Genomic DNA, 18,179 nt, shown 5'->3' on the forward strand with positions numbered 1-18,179 from the left:
TCAGGTGCCCGCGAGCATCTCGACCACGGGCGCCAGCTGCTCCAGGAACATGCCGTTCACGGCGATGTAGGAGATGCCGAGCTCGTCGCGACGGCGGCGGAGCGTGTCGGCCATCTCCTGCGGCGTCCCGGTGAGAATGGCCGGGGCGCCGCTCTTGATCAGCTCGGCGGGGTCGACCCCCATCTGGTGGCGGAGGAAGTCGGGCAGGTCGGTGCCGACGCCCGACAGGTTGAAGCTGAGCTCGATGGTGTCGAAGCGGGAGCCGGCGACGTCGCGCAGCTCGGCGACCTTCTCCGCCAGGCCCTCCTCGGTGGTGCGGGGGTCCAGACCGAGCGTGATGATGTCGGCCTCGGCGGCGGCGAGCTGGAACATCCGGTGCCCGCCGGCGGCGACCAGGATCGGCGGGTGCGGCCGCTGGACCGGCTTGAGCAGCGAACGGCCGGTCGCGGCGGCGGCGACCTCCGCCTTGACGATGTGGATGGCGTCCGCGAGCTGCTTGATCCGCTCGGCCGGCGTGCCGAAGGGGCGTTCGCGGTGCACGACCTCCGTCTCCGCGGCCGGGCGCCCGGCTCCCAGGCCCAGCTCGAGACGGCCGGCCGAGAGCAGGTCCAGGGCCAAGGTCCGCCAGACGATCTCAGAAGCGGTGTAGAAGGGCGCCGGCAAGACGAAGGTGCCCACGCGCAGCGTGTCGGTGACCGAGGCGGCAGCGGTGAGCGCCGTGAACGGCTCCAGGGTGGCCATGGTGTCCGGCGCCAGCAGGGTGCTGTAGCCGAGGTCCTCAGCGCGGTGGGCCAGCTCCTGCCAGGCTCGGGCGGTCGGCGCGAGCGCCGCCACGGCGCCGAAGCGGAAGGTGCGCGGGTGCATGGGATCTCCCTGCGTCGGAGGGTCTGGTTCCTGCTTACCGCGATCCTGCGTCATGCGGGAGCAGGTGGACGTCCGGCTGGGGGAGGTCGCGCACGTACTCTGGCGGGAGTACGCACGCGGGTCCGCCCCGCACTCACAGGGATTCGGCGATCTTCGCGATCTCGTCGAGGATCGCCCCGGCCGTCTGTTCGACGATCTCCCGCGCCTCGGCGGCGACCCGGGTGCTGGAGGTGACTTCGGTGCGCCCGTCCCCGAGGTCGGTGAAGTCGACGGCCACTTCCAGCGTCTCGGGGCCGTTGGGGACGGTCATGACGACGCGGCGGTGCTCGACGACCTCGACGTAGTGGCCTTCGAGCTGGATCTCTTCGCCCTCGCCGCCGACGACGGCGCTCCAGGCGCCGCCGGTGCGCAGATCGGTGCGAGCGGAGCCGGCCTTGGCCCCGAACCACCGCTCGAAGTGCCGCGGTTCTGTGTCGGCGCGCCAGACCTTGTCGCAGGGGGCGTCGATGGTGCGGGTCACGGAAACGGTGATGGAGGTGGTCATGATCTGCTCCTCGTCGTGAAGCCGTTCTCGCTGTCGGAGGTACAGACGAGCGGCGCGGCGGGAACTCATCGGTGGACCCCGTGACGCTCGTCGTAGGGTCGGGGTGTGCTTGATTACGATCTCGAGGCCGCGACGTACGACGAGACGCGCGGCGGGGTGGAACGCGCCCGAGCCGCGGCGGGGGCCGTACTGGAGCTGGTGCCGGACGAGGCCGCGGTCCTGGTGGACGTGGCGTGCGGAACGGGCATCGTCTCCGAGCTGCTGAAGACACCCGGGCGCGCGGTGATCGGCGTGGACGCGTCAGCGGGGATGCTGGCGCTGGCCCGGGCGCGCGTGGATCTCCCGATACTCGGCGACGCGACCCGCTTGCCGCTCGCGCGCGATTCGGTGGACGTGGTGACGTTCATGTGGCTGCTGCACCTGATCGACGCGTCGACGGTGGCTGCGGCGATCGGCGAGGCGGCACGCGTCCTGCGCTCCGGCGGCGTGGTGATCACGACGGTGGACAAGAACGCGGCGAACTACGAGACCGCCAGCGACGCCGGCGAGCTCCTGCGCGCCGCGCGCGCCGAGTTGGGCCCGCCGGCCACCGACGGCTTCGTCCGGGTGCGCGCGGTCGCGTCCGAAGCGGGCCTGGAGCTCGCGGGAACGTCGGGGTACGTGGGCCACAACCAGGGCAAGACGCCGCGTACGTGGTCGCGCATGGTCCGCGAGGAGTTCACGTGGGCGCGAGACGCCGCCCCGGAGCGGATCGCCACGCTCTGCCGCGAGTTGGAAGCGCTGCCGGACCAGGACGTTCGGCGGCCGGATCCGGTGTATACCGTCGCAGCGTTCCGATGCCGCTGAAGCCCCCGGGCGTTCTCACAACTTCGCCATCGCCGCCCTGAAAGCCTGCCGCGAGGCAGCTGCCTTCTCACTGCCGATGCGCTGGTTGATCTCCAGTGCCAGCCGGAACCGTAACGCGGCCTCCACGTGCTTCCCCTGATCGTAGAAGCTCCGGCCGGAGTGGTGGGCGGCGGCAGCCACCAGTGCGTCGTCGTTCAGGTACAGGGCGAGCTTCTCGGCGCGGTGGAACATCGTGTCCGCCTGCGTCCACTCGCCGCGCCACTGGCGGGCGTGGCCGACCAGCAGCTGGGCGCGGACCATGCGGTGGAGGTCGCCGGAGAGGTCGGCGGCGGCCAGGGTGAGTTCGGCTTCGAGCACGGCGTCGTCGAGCCGGCCGGCGATGCGCAGGAGGGTGGCGTACTCGGTGCGGGCGTCGGGGTCCTGCTCCAGGTCGAGGGTGGCGAGAGTGGCGAGGCGGGCGGCCAGGGCCGCCTGGTCGGGGACCGTCTCGCGCAAGGTCTCCGGGTCGGTCGGGAAGTCAAGGCCCATAGTTCCCATCCTGCGCTGTCCAGGGCCGCTGCGCGACACCGTTCCGCCGCTCACCCCATGGATTCCAGCGTCTTGCCCGTTGTTTCCTCGACCAGGTAGTACACGAAGGGTACGGAGATCGTCGCGGCGATCGCGTAGAGGGAGTAGGCGCCCGACAGGCTCCAGCGGGACAGCGACGGGAAGGAGACCGTGATCAGCCAGTTCGCCAGCCATTGGGCGCACGCCGCGACCGACAGGGCCAGGGCCCGGATGCGGTTCGGGAACATCTCGCCGAGCAGGACCCACACCACGACGCCCCAGGACATGGCGAAGAAGAACACGTAGGTGTTGGCTCCGAGCAGCGCGGCGACGCCCTGGCCCTTGGGCATCGTGGTTTTGCCGCCGGTGGTGTCGGCGTACGAGAACATCCACGCGCACAGCGCCAGGGACACAGCCATGCCGACCGAGCCGAACAGCAGCAGGGGGCGGCGGCCGATGCGGTCCACCAGGGTCATCGCCACCACGGTGCCGGCGATGTTGACGATCGCCGAGACCATGGAGATCAGCAGGGAGTTGGAGGTGTTGATCCCGACCGACTGCCACAGCAGGGAGCTGTAGTAGAAGATCACGTTGATGCCGACGAACTGCTGGAAGACCGACAGGCCGATGCCGATCCAGACCACCGGCAGCAGGTTGCGGCGGCTCGGGTTCAGCAGGTCGGGGAGCTTCGGCTTGACCTCGCCGGTCAGTTGCGCGCGGATCTCGGCGATCCGGGTGTCGACGTCCGCCGCCGTGCCCTCGACCTCGGTCAGCACGGCGCGGGCGTGCTCGTCGTCACCGACGGCCACCAGGTAGCGGGGCGACTCCGGGATCATCAAGGACAGCAGGCCGTAGACGACCGCCGGGACCGCCTCGGCTCCGAGCATCCAGCGCCACGCGGCCAGGCCGCCCAGGTGGTCGGTGTTGGTGCCGCCGGCGGCCAGCGCGATCAGGTAGTTCACCAGCGCCGACACGGCGATGCCGAGCACGATCGCCAGCTGCTGGAACGCCGTCAGGCGCCCCCGGTAGGCGGGAGGCGAGACCTCGGCGATGTAGGCCGGACCGGTCACCGAGGCGATGCCGATGGCGAAGCCGCCGATGATCCGCCAGAGGGTCAGGTCCCAGGTGTGGAAGGCGAACATGGAGCCGATGCCGCTGGCGGTGAACAGCACCGCCGCGATCTGCATGGCCCGGATCCGGCCGATGCGGTCCGCCATCCACCCGCCGGACAGCGCGCCGGCCGCGGCCCCGGGCAGCGCCGCGGCCACCATGAACCCGGTGGTGCCGCTGCCCACGTGGAAGTCGTGCTGGATGCCCGTCACCGCGCCGTTGATGACCGCGGAGTCGTAGCCGAACAGGAAGCCGCCGAGCGCCGCCGCCGCCGCGATGAAGACGATGCGCGGGGCCACCGCGGACTGGGCACGATCTGCGCTCGCCGTCATGCCCCTTCCCCTGCACCGGGTTCCGCCCTTTGAAGCGGCGGTGCGTCCAAACGGGTGGTTGGCCTACCGTGGTCCCATGCTGACCGTCCCGCAGGAGATCTACGACGCCATCGTCGCGCACGCGCGCGCGGACCACCCGGACGAGGCCTGCGGGATCGTGGCCGGGCCCGAGGGCTCGGACCGCCCGGAACGCTTCGTGCCGATGACCAACGCCGAGCGCTCGCCGACCTTCTACCGGCTGGACGCCGACGAGCAGTTCAAGGTCTGGAAGGAGATGGACGAGCGCGACGAGGAGCCGGTGATCGTCTACCACTCGCACACCTCGACCGAGGCCTATCCGTCCCGCACCGACGTCAGCTACGCCTCCGAGCCCAACGCGCACTACGTGCTGGTGTCGACCCGGGACGCCGACGACCTGGGCGACTTCCAGTTCCGTTCGTACCGGATCGTCGACGGCGAGATCACCGAGGAACCGGTCACCGTCGTCTGAGAATCCGCCTTCCCGGGGCGCCGGGGTCCCCTGACGGGTCAGTCCAGGATGCCCGCCGCCCGGCCCCGGGTCAGGCTGGATGCGTGAGTTCGACTGAGACGGTCACCCCGATCCAGAACGCCGTGAACATAGGGCCGGTGCTGACGCAACGGCTCCGGGACGTCGGCGTCACCACCCTGGACGAGGTCCGCGAGCGCGGCGCCATCGAAGTGTGGCAGCTCATCGCCGACACCGCCGAGGGCAACGAATGCGCGCACATGCTGCTGGCCCTTGAGGGCGCGCTGCGCGGCCAGCGGTGGACGTCGATCCCCCGCTCGGAACGCGACGCACTGCTCGTCGAGGTCGGGCTGAAGGACGCGTCGGAGCTGCGCGCGCCGAAGAAGCGCTAGCGGCGGTAGTGGCGCGCGCTGTGCTCAGCCCGCGTTTGCCCAGCCCGCGCTGTGCTCAGCCCGCGCTGTTCGGCCCGCGCCGCTCAGCCCGCGAGCCTGCCCTGTTGCAGGGCGCTCCACACCTTGTCGCCGGCGATGCCGTCCGGCGTCAGTCCGACCGCGGCCTGGTACTGCACCAGGGCGCTGAAGGTGTCCATGTCGAACTGCCCGGTGGCCTTGACGTTCTGGTTCAGCGCGGTGGACAGGGCCCGCTGCAGGCGCTTCACGTCCTCGGGGTTCGCCCCCCTGCCGTGTTTGTCGCCGCCGGGCGTCAGCAGGCTCAGCTGCGGCTTGGAGCCGGCCGCGATCAGCGCGGTCTTGGTGGACCGGCCGACGACACCGGACGGGTCGGACGGGTGGGTCCGGTTCTGGAACGCGACCACCGCGGCCTGGGTCGCCGCGTCGAAGGTGCCGCTGATCTCGCCGTTGTAGAGCCGCAGCTGCTTGAGGCGGGCCTGCAGCCACTTCACGTCGTTGCCGGTGACGCCGAGCGCCAGCGTGCCCGGCGGGTGCGCGGCGGTCGACGGCGCCGTCGTGGTCGGGCTGGAGGACGACGTTGCGGGCTCGCTGCTGGCCGGCGCGCTGGACTCCGCCGGGGTCGTCGGGGTGACGACCTCGGTGGCGCTGCTGCCAGGGGCGGCCGCCGGCGTGGCGCTGCCTCCGCCGAGGGTGATCAGCGAGATCACGATGACCAGGACCGCGCCGGCCGCGACACCGATGCCGATCATGGCCGTACGGCTGGAGCGCGGGCGCGGTGCCTGCTCGCCGGCGTAGTCGCGGTCGTAGGGCTCGGAGTAGGCTCCGCCGCCACCGGTCTGGTAGTCGATCGGCTGGTCGTAGGCGGGCTGGTCGTAGCCGGAGCCGCCCATCGGGGCCATACCGGGCTCGACCGGGGCCATGACCTGCGTGGCGTTCGGGTTCACGGGGGCCGCGCCGCCGGCGGGCCGGAAGAGTTCCGCGTAGGGGTCCGGTTCAGCGGCTCCAGCGGCGGGCCCGGGGCCGAATCCCGGGCCGCCCTGCGCGGGCAGCGCCTGAGTCGGGTCGTGCTGCGGCGGCAGGTCCCAAGTCATCCCGGTGTCGCCGGAGCCGCCCGGGTGGCCGGGGTGGCCGGATGCCGGGTATCCGCCGGTTCCGTGGCCGACCGCCGCGAACGCCTGCGTCGGGTCGGAAGTCGCCGCGTACATCTCCCCGCAATTCGGGCAGTACCGGGCGCCTGGCGTCGTCGGCAGGACGGTCCCGCAGCGATGACAAGTCTCCATGGTTCTGAGAACCCCCTCGGGCAGACCCGCCCACTTTAGAACACTCAGGCAAGGCCTGTATGCGGAGTGACCACGGCGCTACCCTCGGCCCCATGCACGAACACCACGACCACACGCGCCCCGAGCCCGAGTGGCGGGAGATATCGACGCACGTCCCGGGACTGCACTGGGATCCGGGGAGGATCCCGGCCTGGCTGCGCCAGACCTCGGGCGAACCCCGGTGGCCGGTGACTCTTGGCGTACTCTTGGCGATCGCTTTGCAATTGGCACTGCCCGACCGCTACGCGTTGCGACCGCGGTATCTACTCCCGGTGGCAGAAGTGCTGCTCCTGGCCGGCCTGATCGCCGCGAACCCGGTGCGGTTCCAGCGTGAGCACCCGGCGATCCGATGGGCCTCGATCGGCCTGACGCTGCTCGTCGGGGGCGCGAACTTCGGCTCCATCGCGCGCCTGGTGAACCAGATCCTGCACCACCAGACGGTGAACTCGCCGACCGACTACGCGCAGACGCTGCTCGGCTCGGGGATCGCGATATGGATCACCAACGTGCTGGCGTTCGCTCTCGTCTACTGGCAGTTCGATCGCGGTGGCCCGTTCTCCCGGGCCCAGGCCCGGAAGCCCTATCCGGACTTCCTGTTCCCGCAGATGACCGATCCGTCCAAGGCACACGAGGACTGGGAGCCGGGTTTCGTGGACTACGCCTATCTGTCCTTCACGAACTCCACGGCGTTCTCCCCCACCGACACACTGCCGATGTCGTCGTGGGCGAAGCTCATGATGATGACGCAGTCCGCGGTGTCGCTGATCACGGTGGCTCTGGTGGCGGCGCGGGCAGTCAACGTCCTGCCCTGAGCCGGGCCCCTACCAGCGGGCCGCGACCGCGACCAACCGGTCCCGCACCCGCGCCGCCGCCGCCGACCGCGCCCGCTGCCCGCGTACCGCGACGAACACCGTGCGGATCGGAGGGATCTCCGGCTCGTCGAGCAGCACGAGGGTCCCGGCTTCCAGCGCGTCGGCGCACAGCGGGCGGGGCAGCACCGCCACGCCGCAGCCCTCGATCGCGGCATCGAGAACGCCGCGCAGGTCGGGGATGACCAGCGCGGCGTCGGAGGGAGGTTTGGCGTCGTATACCGAGGACCAGTACAGCCGTATATATGGAAGGTCCTCGGCGAGGTCGACGAGCGGCATCCGGGTCCCGCGTTCGAAGGGCTTCCAGCGCGGTGCGCCGACCAGGGCGTACTCCTCGTCGGCCAGCGGCAGCGCGCTGATCCCGGGCAGCCGGGGGCGGGACGTGGCCAGGGTCAGGTCCAGACGTCCGGACGCCAGCTGCGCCAGCAGGTCCTCGCTGCGTCCGGCGGCCACGACGACGCGAAGGCCCTCGTCCACCAGGGGGGCGAGGGCCGGGAGCAGGAGGGTCGCGGTGAGGCTGGCCGGACAGCCTAGGCGGACCAGGCCCTGGGCGGCGGCGTCCGGGATGAGGGCGTCGTGGGCGACGGCGGCGAGGGCGTCCAGGTGGGGGGCGACGGCGCGGGCCAGCTCGTCGGCGGCCACAGTGGGGGCGACGCCGCGCGGCAACCGGACGAACAGCTCGCCTCCGACCCGTTGCTCCAAGGTCCGGATCTGCGCGGTGACGGCGGGCTGGGACAGGCCGAGGTCCGCGGCGGCCCGGGTCAGCGAGCCGGCGCGGTGGACGGCGAGGAACGTCCTCAGCAGCGCGAGATCCATCGCTCCCAGGATAGGGGCGGCGCCGCCGGAGAATCAGAGGTTTTCGGCCGGGTCCAGCACCCGCAGCGCGGTGGTGATCAGGAGTTCGGTCAGCTCCTCGCCGTCGGGGTAGGCCGCGCCCTCCGGCAGCGCCGGGTCGGCCTCCGGCTCGACGCGGCGGGCGGTGGCGAAGCCCTGCGACATGGCGCCGAAGGCGGCGGAGGCCAGGACGTAGCCGACGGGCCCGGCGTCCGGGCCGGCCAGCTGCCGCACGATCTCCCGGCGCAGCCGGACCGAGCGCTCGACGAGCTCGGCGGCGGCCAGCGAGGCGTGGTCGTTGGCGACCAGCTGGAACACCGCCTGGTGCCGCGTGAGCAGGTCGACGTAGGAGCGCAGCAGCGTATCGCGGTCCGGGCGGGCGGCCACCAGCTCCTCGAACTCGTCTATCAGCGGCTGCGTGATCGACTTCAGCAGCTCCTGCTTGGAGGCGTAGTGGTAGTAGAGGGCGGCCTTGGTGATGCCGAGGCGGTCGGCGATCTCGCGCAGGGACGTCTTCTCATAGCCGTGGATGACGAACAGCTCCAGCGCGACCCGCTGGATGCGTTCCTTGGTGCCGTCCGTCTGTGATGTGCGTCTCATAAGGCGATCCGGGGTCCCTTTCCGGGAACTTAGTCTACTTGCCGCACGGTAAGTTTGTGAAAGCTTGCACGAGATACATCGCGAAACAGAACCACACAGGACCACCGGGGAGCTCTGCCTATGTTCGGACGGCTCGGACGCTTCGTCGTCCACAATCCATGGAAAGTCATCGCCGCCTGGATCGTCGCGGCCGTAGCGCTCATCGTGCTCGGCCCCGACCTGTCCAGTGTCACCAACGACAACCAGTCCTCGTTCCTGCCGAGCAAGTACGAGTCGGTGCAGGCGAAGGACGCCCTCGACAAGGCTTTCCCGTCCGCGACCGGGCAGACCGCCACCATCGTGGTGCGGCCGGTCGGCGACGGCGCCACGCTCTCTTCCGCCGACCAGCAGAAGATCTCCGACCTGGCCACGACGGTCACCGGCGACCATGTCGCCGGGATAGCCGGGGTGCAGGCCGGAGCGGTCTCGCCGAAGCAGAACGTCCAGCTGATGTTCGCCAAGCTGACGGCCGACCAGGGCGACCAGAAGGCGAGCAGCGACGCCGTCAAGGCCCTGCGCGCGGACCTGGCCGCCAAGCTCAACGGCACCGGCCTGAAGGCCGAGGTGACCGGCGACGCGGCGATGGGCCTGGACACCCAGGACTCCTCGAACAAGGCCACCAGCATCGTCATGATGGCCACCCTGCTGCTGATCATCGTCCTGATGGGCTTCATCTTCCGCGGCGTGATCGCGGTCGTGCTGCCGATCCTGTCGGTGTTCCTGGTGATGATGGTCTCGCAGCCGGTGATCGCGCTGATGTCGGAGGCGTTCGGGCTGCACGTGCAGTCGTTCCTCGAGATCATGCTGGTCGTGGTGCTGTTCGGCATAGGCACCGACTACATCGTGTTCCTGTTGTTCCGGCTCCGTGAGCGGCTGCGCGCCGGGGACACGATCCAGGAGGCCGTGGCCACCACGGTCGAGCGGGTCGGCGAGGCCATCGCCTCGGCCGCGGCCGCCGTCATCATCGCCTTCTGCGCGCTGGCCCTGGCCACCTTCAAGGCCTTCACCTCGCTGGGCCCGGCGCTGGCCATCGCGGTGTTCGTGATGCTGCTGGCCGGCCTGACCCTGGTCCCGGCGCTGATGGTGAAGCTGGGCACGAAGATCTTCTGGCCCGGCAAGAAGTGGCGCAGGATCCCGACCGCGGGTCCGGCGCGCCGGGCCGGCCGGCTGGTGGGCGGCAAGCCGCTGGCGGTCACCCTGGTGTCCTTCGTCATCATGGCGGGCCTGGCGATCGGCGCGGTCGGCTTCAAAGCCGACTACGACCAGCAGGCGCAGCTGCCGGCGAACGTGGAGTCCACCAAGGCGATCAAGGACATGCAGAACGGCGGCTTCCCGCAGGGCGCCTCGGCCGCGACCGACGTCATCGTCACGTCCACCGACGGCAAGCCGCTGGACAAGCACGCCATGGAGCTGTACGCGCAGAAGATCGGCGCGGCCTCGCCGGAGATGGGCGGCGTGATGCCGTTCCCGGCCAAGCCCGGCTCCGCGCCGAACGCCCCCAAGGAGAACGTCGAGTACAACGGCGACGGCACCGCCGCGCACATCCAGGTGCTGACCAAGGACTCGCCCTTCGCCGCCAAGGCGATGGACGCGGTCGACGGCCCGCTGAAGGACGTGGCGCACAGCAGCGCCCCGGCCGGCGGCAAGGCCCTGGTCGGCGGCCCGACCGCGGCGCTGTCCGACATCCAGGCCGCCAACGGCCGGGACCTGAGCGTCATCCTCCCGGTGGCCGCCGCGCTGATCTTCCTGGTGCTCGCGCTCCAGCTGCGGGCCCTGGTCGCGCCGCTGTACCTGATGGTGGCCGTGGGCCTGGGCTACGCCGGCACCCTCGGCGCCTCGGTCCTGATGTTCCAGAACGTCCAGGGCAAGCCCGGCATGATGTTCATGCTGCCGGTCATGGTCTACCTGTTCGTGGTGGCGATCGGCACGGACTACAACATCCTGATGATCTCCCGGCTGCGCGAGGAGGCCCGCGAGGGCAACCCGCCGCGCAAGGCGGCCGCGCTGGCCGTCGAGCACGCCGGGCCGTCCGTGGCCTCGGCCGGCCTGATCCTGGCCGGGACCTTCGCCTCGCTGATGCTGGCCGGGCTGTCGATGATGGAGCAGATCGGGTTCGCGGTGTCGATCGGCATCAGCATCGCGGCGTTCCTGATGTCGATGTTCCTGGTGCCGGCGTTCACCGCGCTGATCGGCGACAAGGCGTGGTGGCCCGGGCACAAGGCGGTGGCCCGCGACGGCGGCGAGCCGCCGGTCGGCCGGTACGACGAGGACGTGGTCGGCGCCGGAGCGCGGCGCGGGTAGGTTCCGGCGGAGGTTCCGCTGACAAGACGCCCCTGTCACTCCAGGTGACAGGGGCGTCTTCCCCACCCGCCTCCCACCACCGCCCGTCAAGGAGCCGCTTCGCGGCGCTGACTTGGATTTATGCTCGACTCATGCCGATATTCGATCGCGCCCACACGGACGACCTCCTGACCTTCCTCGCCGCCTCGCCGACCCCGTACCACGCGGTGGCGAGCGCGGCCGCCCGCCTCGACGCCGCCGGGTTCCGGCAGCTGCGCCAGACGGCGAGCTGGGAGGCGGCCGGGCCCGGCGGCTACTACGTCGTCCGCGGCGCGGCGCTGATCGCCTGGCACGTCCCCGAGGGCGCGACCGCGCACGCCGGCTTCCGCATCGTCGGCGCGCACACCGACTCGCCGAACCTGCGGGTCAAGCCGCTGCCGGACACCGGCCTGGCGGGCTTCCGGCAGGTGGCGGTGGAGCTGTACGGCGGGCCGCTGCTGAACTCGTGGCTGGACCGCGACCTGGGGCTGGCCGGGCGGCTGGTGCTGCGCGGCGGCGACGCCACGCTGGTGCACGTCGACCGGGCCCTGATGCGGGTGCCGCAGCTGGCGGTGCACCTGGACCGGGGCGTCAACGACAGCGGCCTGCTGCTGGACAAGCAGCAGCACCTGACCCCGGTGTGGGGTCTGGGCCCGGTCGAGGACGGCGCGCTGGTCGAGTTCGCGGCCGAGGAGGCCGGCGTCGCCGCGTCCGACGTCCTGGGCTGGGACCTGATGCTGCACGACGTGACACCGTCCGCGTACCTGGGCCGCGACCTGGAGATGATCGCCGGCCCGCGGCTGGACAACCTGGTGTCGGTGCACGCCGGCGTGCAGGCCCTGATCGCGGCCGCGGTGGCCGGCGGCTCCGGTCCGGCCGCGCCGATCGCGGTGCTGGCGGCCTTCGACCACGAGGAGACCGGCAGCGAGTCGGACACCGGCGCCGGCGGCCCGCTGCTCGGCAACGTCCTGAGCCGCGTCGTGCACGGCCAGCTGTCCGGTACCGCCGACGACTACGCGCGCGCCCTGGCCGCGACCGTGTGCATGTCCAGCGACATGAGCCACGCGGTGCACCCGAACTACCCCGAGCGGCACGAGCCCGGGCACCGCCCGCGCCTGAACCAGGGCCCGGCGCTGAAGATCAACGTGAACCAGCGCTACGCCACCGACGGCCTCGGCCGCGCGATCTGGGCGGACGTGTGCGAGCGCGCGGGCATCCCGAGCCAGTACTTCGTGAGCAAGAACTCGATGCCGTGCGGCACCACGATCGGCCCGATCACGGCGGCGAAGCTCGGGGTGACGACCTTCGACGTGGGGATCACGTCGCTGTCGATGCACTCGGCGCGCGAGCTGGGCGGCGCGGACGACCCGTACCTGCTGGCCTCGGCGGCCGCGGTGTTCTTCGGGGAGTAGGCGCTCTTCGGCGCGGCGGCGCTCTTCGGGGAGGGAGTGCTCCCTCAGCGAAGCACGAACCAGGTCGGCCCGGCGACGAGCAGCACCGCGGCGAGCCACGCCGCCGGGCCGACCAGGCGTTCCCGTCCGGTCACCGCGACGGCGCGGACCAGGCGGTGCACGCGGTCGAGGGTCGGCGTGGGCGCCGTGGTCGTGAGGCCGCTCGGGGCGCCGGCGGCGCGCTGGTTCGGCACCGGTCCGGCGGTGCCGCCGATGGCGACGAGGGCTCGGGCGAGCGCGGGCCGTCCCGAGGACCGGACCGCGTGGTCGTCGGCGAGCATCTCGACGAGCGCGGTGACGGCGGCGGTCGCGCGGTGCGCCGGGGGCAGGGGCAGCGCGGACTCCCAGGCCACGAAGGGCTGGACGACGAGTTCGTGGCGCCAGCGCGCGTGGGCGCGTTCGTGGGCGAGGACGGCTTCGAGCTCGTCGGGGGCGAGGGCTGAGATGGTGCCCTCGGTGATGACGATGCGCGGGCGCGTGCCGGGCAGACAGTAGGCGGCCGGCGCGGCGTGCTCCAGGACCCGGAGCTGGCGGTCGGCGTGCTCGGCGGTGAGGTCGACGGCGTTGCGCTGGCGCCGCAGGTCGCGTTCGATGCGGAACGCCGAGAGCAGGGTCACACCGACCAGGCGGATCGCGAGGACTCCGGCGAACGCAAAGGCGATCTCCTGCCCGAGCCCGAGCGCTTCCGGGACGCGGAAGCGCAGGGCATCACGGCTCAGCTCGACCAAGCCGGTGCGCAAGTGGCCGTCGAGCGGGGCCACGCCGATCGCCAACGGCGCCCCGATCAGCGACAGGCCGCCGGCGACGCCCACCGCCTGCCACAACGCGATGGCCGCCCGGGGATGCCGCTTCGGCCATGCCGCGCGCGCCAGGACCACGGGGACCGGCCACGCCAGAAGGATCGCGAGAATCGCCAGCGGCCAGGCGTCAGCGAACATGGGTGACGCCCGGCCCGGCCGGCGCACCGGCCCGCAGGGAGCCCGGTCGCAGGCCCGGCTTCCCGGTCACGGCGGTCGCCATGGCGCTCATGGACACCAGTTTCCCAGATCCCGGCGGGCGCTGATCCCGCCTACTCCTCCAGCTCCGCCAGTGCCTCCCGCAGCAGCGCCGCCTCCTCCGGCGACACCGCCCCGGCGAACCGCACCAGCGCCGAGCGCCGGTCGTCGGTGGTCTCGAGGGCGGCGAGCATCGAGGCGGCCACGACGTCGTCGCGGGAGCTCACAGCGCGGTAGCGGTGGGCGCGGCCGGCGCGTTCGCGGTCGACGAAGCCCTTGCGGCGCAGGCGGTCCAGGACGGTGAGGACCGTGGTCGCGGCCAGTTCGGTGCCGCCTTCGCGAGCGGCGAGGCTTTCGACGATCTCCTGGGCGGTGCTGCCCTCGGGCGCGGCCCACAGGACGTCCATCACCGCGCGTTCCAGTTCGCCCAGCCGTCGGGGGCCGCCCGCGCGTTCGTTCGCCATGGGGTTACTCTACAACCGGTAGAACTTCTACGGCTCGTAGAAATCTGGAGGAGCGCCCCCATGCTCGGCAGCACACTCACCGACGCCCGCGTCCAGACCGGCTTCTCGCTGGCGTTCCACATCGTGTTCGCCGTCTTCGGCGTGGGCCTCCCCTGGCTCTTGATCGTCACCGAGGGGCGCTGGCTCAAGACCGGCGACGCCGTGTGGCTCGCGCTGACCCGCAAGTGGGCCCGCGTGATGGCGGTGTTGTTCGCGATCGGCGCGGTGTCCGGGACTGTGCTGTCATTCGAGTTCGGACTGTTGTGGCCGGCCTTCATGGCCCGCTACGGAGGAGTGCTGGGGCTGCCGTTCACGTTGGAGGCCTTCGCCTTCTTCGCCGAGGCGATCTTCGTCGGCCTCTACCTCTACGGCTGGAAGCGGCTGTCGCCGAGGGCGCACTGGCTCACGCTGTGGCCGATCGCCGTCTCCGGCACGCTGTCCACGCTGTTCATCGTCACCGCGAACTCCTGGATGAACGTCCCGACCGGGGTGAAGGAGGTGGGCGGCAAGGTCGTCTCCGCCGAGCCGCTCGCACCGCTCACCGGGCCCGGTGCGCTGCCGGAGTCGCTGCACATGCTGCTCGCGGCGATCATGTGCACCGGCGGCGTGGTCGCCGCGGTCTACGCGGTGGGCATGCTGCGCGGCCGACGTGACGCCTACCACCGCCGCGGCTTCCGCGTCGGCCTGGTCGCGGTCCTGGCCGCGGCCCCGGTGCAGCTGGTGGTCGGCGACCTCGCGGCGCGCGTGGTGGAGAAGTACCAGCCCGCCAAGCTGGCCGCGATGGAGGCGCTGCCGCACACGCGGGACCACGCCCCGCTGACGCTCGGCGGCGTCTACGACCCGGACACCGGCAAGACCCGCTTCGGCATCGAGATCCCCGACGGCCTGTCACTGCTGACCGGGTTCCGCACCGACAAGACCATCCGCGGCCTCGACATCCTGCCGGCGAAGGAGCAGCCCGCGACACCGGTCGTGCACCTGGCCTTCGACACGATGGTGGGCGCGGGTATGGCGATCCTGGGCCTGGCGACGCTGCTCACCGCGGTCGCGTTCTGGCGCCGCCGCAGGAGGATCCGCTCCCTGATCCCGCTGTCGCGGCCGTGGCTGATCGCCGGCGCGCTCACCGGCCCGGCGGCGATGGCCGCGATGCTGGCCGGCTGGGAGGTCACCGAGGCCGGACGCCAGCCCTGGATCGTCTACGGCCGCATGACCGTCCGGGAGGCGGCCACCACCAGCGGCGGCATCGGCTGGTCGCTGGCGGCCACGGTCCTCGTGTACCTCGGGCTGGCCGCGGCGCTGGTGCTGATCCTGCGGCGGCTCGCGACCGGCGCCCCGCCGAATCTGGCGGCCGGAGCGCAGGGCCCGCTGCCCGACGGCCCGGACACGACAGCCCTGGGATCTCCGGGTTCTGAGGACGAGGCCGAGACCGCCGAGCTGGAAGGAGCGGCCCGATGACCGCCGTGAACCTGCTGCTCGCCGTCATCATCTGCGCCCTGGCCGCGTACGCCCTGCTGGCCGGCGCCGACTTCGGGGCCGGCGTCTGGGACCTGCTGGCCCGCGGCCGCCACGCCGACCGGGAGCGCCGCCTCATCGCCCATGCGCTCGGCCCGGTCTGGGAGGCCAACCACGTCTGGCTGATCTTCGTCATCGTCGCCACGTTCAGCGGCTTCCCGACGGCCTTCGGCCTCATCGCGCGCGGCCTGGAGCTGCCTTTGGCCTTCGCCCTGGCGGGGATCGTGCTGCGCGGCGCGGCCTACGTCTACCGTGCCTACGGTGAAGGCGCCGCCGGTCCGGAGAGCCTGTGGAGCCGGATCTTCGCGGTGGCCTCCTCGATCACCCCGTTCATGCTCGGCGTCAGCGGCGCCGCGCTCGCCACCGGCAAGGTGACCGCGTCGTCCGGCCCGCTCGCGCCGTTCACCTCGGCTTTCACCCTCGTGGCGGGGGTCTTCACCGTCATCGTCACGGCATTCCTCGCCGCGGTCTATCTGTGCCACGACGCGGGAACCGACCCCGAGACCGAGGATCTGGTGCCGGCGTTCCGCCGCAAGGCGCTGGCGGCGGCCACGCTGGCGGGAGTCGTGAGCCTCGCACTGTTGCCGTTGCTCTACCGGGACGCGCCGACGGTCGCGCACCGCTTCACCGACCGGTCGATCCCGTTCGTGGTCCTGGCAGGGGTCTGCGGCTTCGGCTCGATCGCGGTGATCTGGAAGCGTCGCTACGTCCTGGCGCGGGCGACGGGGGCCACGGCGGTCGTCGCGGTGCTGCTGGGCTGGGCCGTGGCTCAGTACCCGGATCTGGCGGTGGGAGCGGCGACCGCCCACGACTCGGCCGCCGGGGCGGCGAACCTGCACGCCCTGCTGATCGCCATGGGCTTCGGGCTGGTGGTGATCCTCCCGGCGTTCTTCCTCCTGCTGAAAGTCTTCTCAGGGCCCGAAGTGGAAGCCGAGTAGGTAAAAGACGTCCCAAGGATCGCACGTATATTCCAAGAGCGGGTCAAGATCCCGGTCGGAATTGGTTTACACCACTTCCGACCGGGACGGCCGTGCGGTTACCTCTACACCCATGGCACTGACGAAGCGCGCCCGCATACTCGGCATCTCCCTCGCCACCGCCGCCGTCGTGGGCGCGGGAACCGTCGCCGCGTTCACGGCCGGTGCCTCAGGAGGCAGCGGCGGCTCCGTCACAGCCGGCTTCGCCAAGACCTCGGACTGGGGCAGCGGGTTCCAGGCCGAGTACACGATCAGCAACGGCACCGGGCAGACGGTGCACGGCTGGACGGTCTCGTTCGACCTGCCGGCCGGGGAGCGCATCAGCTCCCTGTGGAACGGCACGATGACCGCGAGCGGGCAGCACGTCACGGTGACCAGTCCTTCGTGGGGCGGGGACATCGCGACCGGCGCCAAGGCCTCGTTCGGCTTCGTCGTCGACGCCGCGGGCGGGTCCGGCGTGCCCCAGAACTGCTTGATCAACGGCGCTTCCTGCAGCGGTGGCGCCTCCGGCGGCGGACCCACCACGGCGCCGAGTACCGTGCCGGGCTCCAGCAGCTCCCCGACCGGCGCGCCGAGTTCCCCGCCCTCGAGCGCGCCCTCGACACCGGTGTCGAGCACGGCTTCGACGCCGGCCCCGAGCACTCCGTCGACTCCGCCCTCGTCGGTGCCGCCCCCGCCCTCCTCCGGCGGCTCCTACAAGTTCGCCCCCTACGTCGACACCGCTCAGCGCCAGGACCTCGGCACCCTGGCATCAGCAGCCGGCACCAAGTACGTCACCGCGGCCTTCGTGCTCTCCGCGGGCGGCTGTACGCCGGTGTGGAACGGCGCCGCCGACCCCACCTTCACGGCGAACCTCAAGGCCGGCCTGACCGACCTGCGCTCCCAGGGCGGTGACGCCATCGCCTCCTTCGGCGGCGCCAACGGCACCGAGCCGGCGCAGGCCTGCTCCGACGTGCCCAGCCTGAAGGCGGCGTACAAGGCGGTCATCGACGAGTACGGGCTCACCCACGTCGACTTCGACATCGAGGGCGCCGCCGGGACGGACAAGGCCTCGATCACCCGCCGCTCGCAGGCGCTGGCCCAGCTGCAGAGCGACTACGCGGCGGCCGGCAAGACGCTCGACGTCTCGCTGACTCTGCCGGTGCTGCCGTCCGGCCTGACCCAGGACGGCGTCGACGTGGTCGCCGACGCGGCCGCGAACGGCCTGAAGGTCTCGGTGGTCAACGTGATGGCGATGGACTACGGCGACTGGGCCGCACCGAGCCCGGCCGGGAAGATGGGCCAGTACGCGGACGACGCCGCGCAGTCCCTGCACGACCAGCTCAAGACCGTCTACCCGGCCGCCACCGACGCCCAGCTGTGGGCGATGGTCGGGATCACGCCGATGATCGGCGTCAACGACACCGCCAGCGAGGTCTTCCAGACCTCCGACGCGCGGGTGGTGGAACAGTTCGCGGCGCAGCACCACATCGGCCGGCTGGCCATGTGGTCGCTGACCCGCGACAAGGCGTGTGCGCAGCCGTCGACGTGGGCCGACCCCACCTGCTCCTCGATCCAGCAGACCGCGTACGACTTCTCGCACACCTTCGAGGCGTTCGTCGGCTGACCCCCTCGGCACCGTC

At 71.6% G+C, this 18,179-nt stretch carries 18 protein-coding genes; 9 read left to right on the plus strand and 9 right to left on the minus strand.

What is annotated here, in order from left to right; translation table 11 throughout:
- Both ABD466_RS00950 and ABD466_RS00955 read right to left on the minus strand, forming a co-directional pair.
- On the minus strand, window positions 1-864 hold the full coding sequence (locus ABD466_RS00950; RefSeq protein ID WP_344654941.1) for a TIGR03621 family F420-dependent LLM class oxidoreductase: 864 nt from the start codon (window positions 862-864) through the stop codon (window positions 1-3).
- A gap of 133 nt (window positions 865-997) precedes the next feature.
- Window positions 998-1,408 (minus strand): SRPBCC domain-containing protein, encoded by a 411-nt coding sequence (locus tag ABD466_RS00955; RefSeq protein WP_344654942.1) that lies wholly within the window; start codon window positions 1,406-1,408, stop codon window positions 998-1,000.
- Window positions 1,409-1,513: 105 nt separating this feature from the next.
- Between ABD466_RS00955 and ABD466_RS00960 the strand changes: the two genes are divergently transcribed.
- Window positions 1,514-2,254 (plus strand): class I SAM-dependent methyltransferase, encoded by a 741-nt coding sequence (locus ABD466_RS00960; protein WP_344654943.1) that lies wholly within the window; start codon window positions 1,514-1,516, stop codon window positions 2,252-2,254.
- A gap of 15 nt (window positions 2,255-2,269) precedes the next feature.
- Here ABD466_RS00960 and ABD466_RS00965 read toward each other — a convergent pair whose 3' ends face one another.
- Both ABD466_RS00965 and ABD466_RS00970 read right to left on the minus strand, forming a co-directional pair.
- Complete coding sequence (locus ABD466_RS00965; RefSeq protein ID WP_344654944.1) at window positions 2,270-2,782, minus strand: tetratricopeptide repeat protein; 513 nt, start codon at window positions 2,780-2,782, stop codon at window positions 2,270-2,272.
- A gap of 50 nt (window positions 2,783-2,832) precedes the next feature.
- Window positions 2,833-4,242: a sugar porter family MFS transporter gene (locus ABD466_RS00970; RefSeq protein ID WP_344654945.1), complete on the minus strand. Its 1,410-nt coding sequence runs from the start codon at window positions 4,240-4,242 to the stop codon at window positions 2,833-2,835.
- A gap of 76 nt (window positions 4,243-4,318) precedes the next feature.
- Between ABD466_RS00970 and ABD466_RS00975 the strand changes: the two genes are divergently transcribed.
- Window positions 4,319-4,732, plus strand: a complete 414-nt coding sequence (locus ABD466_RS00975) for a M67 family metallopeptidase (RefSeq protein ID WP_344654946.1) — start codon at window positions 4,319-4,321, stop codon at window positions 4,730-4,732.
- Between the two features lie 83 nt (window positions 4,733-4,815).
- On the plus strand, window positions 4,816-5,121 hold the full coding sequence (locus ABD466_RS00980; RefSeq protein ID WP_194893594.1) for a TfoX/Sxy family DNA transformation protein: 306 nt from the start codon (window positions 4,816-4,818) through the stop codon (window positions 5,119-5,121).
- An 83-nt stretch (window positions 5,122-5,204) separates the two neighbouring features.
- Here ABD466_RS00980 and ABD466_RS00985 read toward each other — a convergent pair whose 3' ends face one another.
- Window positions 5,205-6,344 carry a peptidoglycan-binding domain-containing protein gene (locus tag ABD466_RS00985; RefSeq protein WP_344654947.1) on the minus strand — a complete coding sequence of 380 codons (1,140 nt, stop codon included), beginning with the start codon at window positions 6,342-6,344 and terminating at the stop codon, window positions 5,205-5,207.
- Window positions 6,345-6,511: 167 nt separating this feature from the next.
- Between ABD466_RS00985 and ABD466_RS00990 the strand changes: the two genes are divergently transcribed.
- Window positions 6,512-7,270, plus strand: coding sequence for a hypothetical protein (locus ABD466_RS00990; protein WP_344654948.1), 759 nt, complete (start codon window positions 6,512-6,514; stop codon window positions 7,268-7,270).
- A 9-nt stretch (window positions 7,271-7,279) separates the two neighbouring features.
- Here ABD466_RS00990 and ABD466_RS00995 read toward each other — a convergent pair whose 3' ends face one another.
- Entirely contained in the window at window positions 7,280-8,143 is an 864-nt protein-coding gene (locus ABD466_RS00995; protein WP_344654949.1) for a LysR family transcriptional regulator, read from the minus strand.
- A gap of 33 nt (window positions 8,144-8,176) precedes the next feature.
- Entirely contained in the window at window positions 8,177-8,761 is a 585-nt protein-coding gene (locus ABD466_RS01000; protein WP_344654950.1) for a TetR/AcrR family transcriptional regulator, read from the minus strand.
- 120 nt (window positions 8,762-8,881) lie between these two features.
- Here ABD466_RS01000 and ABD466_RS01005 point away from each other — a divergent pair, with 120 nt between their 5' ends.
- Both ABD466_RS01005 and ABD466_RS01010 read left to right on the plus strand, forming a co-directional pair.
- Entirely contained in the window at window positions 8,882-11,101 is a 2,220-nt protein-coding gene (locus ABD466_RS01005; RefSeq protein WP_344654951.1) for an MMPL family transporter, read from the plus strand.
- Between the two features lie 131 nt (window positions 11,102-11,232).
- Window positions 11,233-12,531 (plus strand): M18 family aminopeptidase, encoded by a 1,299-nt coding sequence (locus ABD466_RS01010; RefSeq protein WP_344654952.1) that lies wholly within the window; start codon window positions 11,233-11,235, stop codon window positions 12,529-12,531.
- A gap of 44 nt (window positions 12,532-12,575) precedes the next feature.
- Here the strand turns inward: ABD466_RS01010 and ABD466_RS01015 are convergent, their stop codons facing one another.
- Both ABD466_RS01015 and ABD466_RS01020 read right to left on the minus strand, forming a co-directional pair.
- Window positions 12,576-13,508 (minus strand): M56 family metallopeptidase, encoded by a 933-nt coding sequence (locus tag ABD466_RS01015; RefSeq protein WP_344654953.1) that lies wholly within the window; start codon window positions 13,506-13,508, stop codon window positions 12,576-12,578.
- A gap of 131 nt (window positions 13,509-13,639) precedes the next feature.
- Window positions 13,640-14,029, minus strand: a complete 390-nt coding sequence (locus tag ABD466_RS01020) for a BlaI/MecI/CopY family transcriptional regulator (protein WP_344654954.1) — start codon at window positions 14,027-14,029, stop codon at window positions 13,640-13,642.
- Between the two features lie 60 nt (window positions 14,030-14,089).
- Here ABD466_RS01020 and ABD466_RS01025 point away from each other — a divergent pair, with 60 nt between their 5' ends.
- The 3 genes from ABD466_RS01025 to ABD466_RS01035 all read left to right on the plus strand — a co-directional run bounded on the left by ABD466_RS01025 (window position 14,090) and on the right by ABD466_RS01035 (window position 18,163).
- A complete protein-coding gene (locus ABD466_RS01025; protein WP_344654955.1) occupies window positions 14,090-15,523 on the plus strand; it encodes a cytochrome ubiquinol oxidase subunit I in 1,434 nt (477 codons plus the stop codon).
- A complete protein-coding gene (locus ABD466_RS01030; RefSeq protein WP_344654956.1) occupies window positions 15,520-16,518 on the plus strand; it encodes a cytochrome d ubiquinol oxidase subunit II in 999 nt (332 codons plus the stop codon). The genes ABD466_RS01025 and ABD466_RS01030 overlap by 4 nt, the downstream gene beginning before the upstream one ends.
- Before the next feature lie 112 nt (window positions 16,519-16,630).
- Complete coding sequence (locus ABD466_RS01035; RefSeq protein WP_344654957.1) at window positions 16,631-18,163, plus strand: cellulose binding domain-containing protein; 1,533 nt, start codon at window positions 16,631-16,633, stop codon at window positions 18,161-18,163.
- The last annotated feature ends 16 nt before the right edge of the window (window positions 18,164-18,179 follow it).

The sequence above is a fragment of the Catenulispora subtropica genome (assembly GCF_039531675.1).
GTDB classification, from domain to species: domain Bacteria; phylum Actinomycetota; class Actinomycetes; order Streptomycetales; family Catenulisporaceae; genus Catenulispora; species Catenulispora subtropica.

Coding starts and splice junctions, on each gene's coding strand:
- ABD466_RS01000 (WP_344654950.1), bottom strand. CDS start 8,761: ATGAGACGCACATCACAGACGGACGGCACCAAGGAACGCATCCAGCGG.
- ABD466_RS01035 (WP_344654957.1), top strand. CDS start 16,631: ATGGCACTGACGAAGCGCGCCCGCATACTCGGCATCTCCCTCGCCACC.
- ABD466_RS01010 (WP_344654952.1), top strand. CDS start 11,233: ATGCCGATATTCGATCGCGCCCACACGGACGACCTCCTGACCTTCCTC.
- ABD466_RS00970 (WP_344654945.1), bottom strand. CDS start 4,242: ATGACGGCGAGCGCAGATCGTGCCCAGTCCGCGGTGGCCCCGCGCATC.
- ABD466_RS00995 (WP_344654949.1), bottom strand. CDS start 8,143: ATGGATCTCGCGCTGCTGAGGACGTTCCTCGCCGTCCACCGCGCCGGC.
- ABD466_RS00955 (WP_344654942.1), bottom strand. CDS start 1,408: ATGACCACCTCCATCACCGTTTCCGTGACCCGCACCATCGACGCCCCC.
- ABD466_RS00965 (WP_344654944.1), bottom strand. CDS start 2,782: ATGGGCCTTGACTTCCCGACCGACCCGGAGACCTTGCGCGAGACGGTC.
- ABD466_RS01020 (WP_344654954.1), bottom strand. CDS start 14,029: ATGGCGAACGAACGCGCGGGCGGCCCCCGACGGCTGGGCGAACTGGAA.
- ABD466_RS01005 (WP_344654951.1), top strand. CDS start 8,882: ATGTTCGGACGGCTCGGACGCTTCGTCGTCCACAATCCATGGAAAGTC.
- ABD466_RS00950 (WP_344654941.1), bottom strand. CDS start 864: ATGCACCCGCGCACCTTCCGCTTCGGCGCCGTGGCGGCGCTCGCGCCG.
- ABD466_RS00975 (WP_344654946.1), top strand. CDS start 4,319: ATGCTGACCGTCCCGCAGGAGATCTACGACGCCATCGTCGCGCACGCG.
- ABD466_RS00990 (WP_344654948.1), top strand. CDS start 6,512: ATGCACGAACACCACGACCACACGCGCCCCGAGCCCGAGTGGCGGGAG.
- ABD466_RS01025 (WP_344654955.1), top strand. CDS start 14,090: ATGCTCGGCAGCACACTCACCGACGCCCGCGTCCAGACCGGCTTCTCG.
- ABD466_RS01015 (WP_344654953.1), bottom strand. CDS start 13,508: ATGTTCGCTGACGCCTGGCCGCTGGCGATTCTCGCGATCCTTCTGGCG.
- ABD466_RS01030 (WP_344654956.1), top strand. CDS start 15,520: ATGACCGCCGTGAACCTGCTGCTCGCCGTCATCATCTGCGCCCTGGCC.
- ABD466_RS00985 (WP_344654947.1), bottom strand. CDS start 6,344: ATGTACGCGGCGACTTCCGACCCGACGCAGGCGTTCGCGGCGGTCGGC.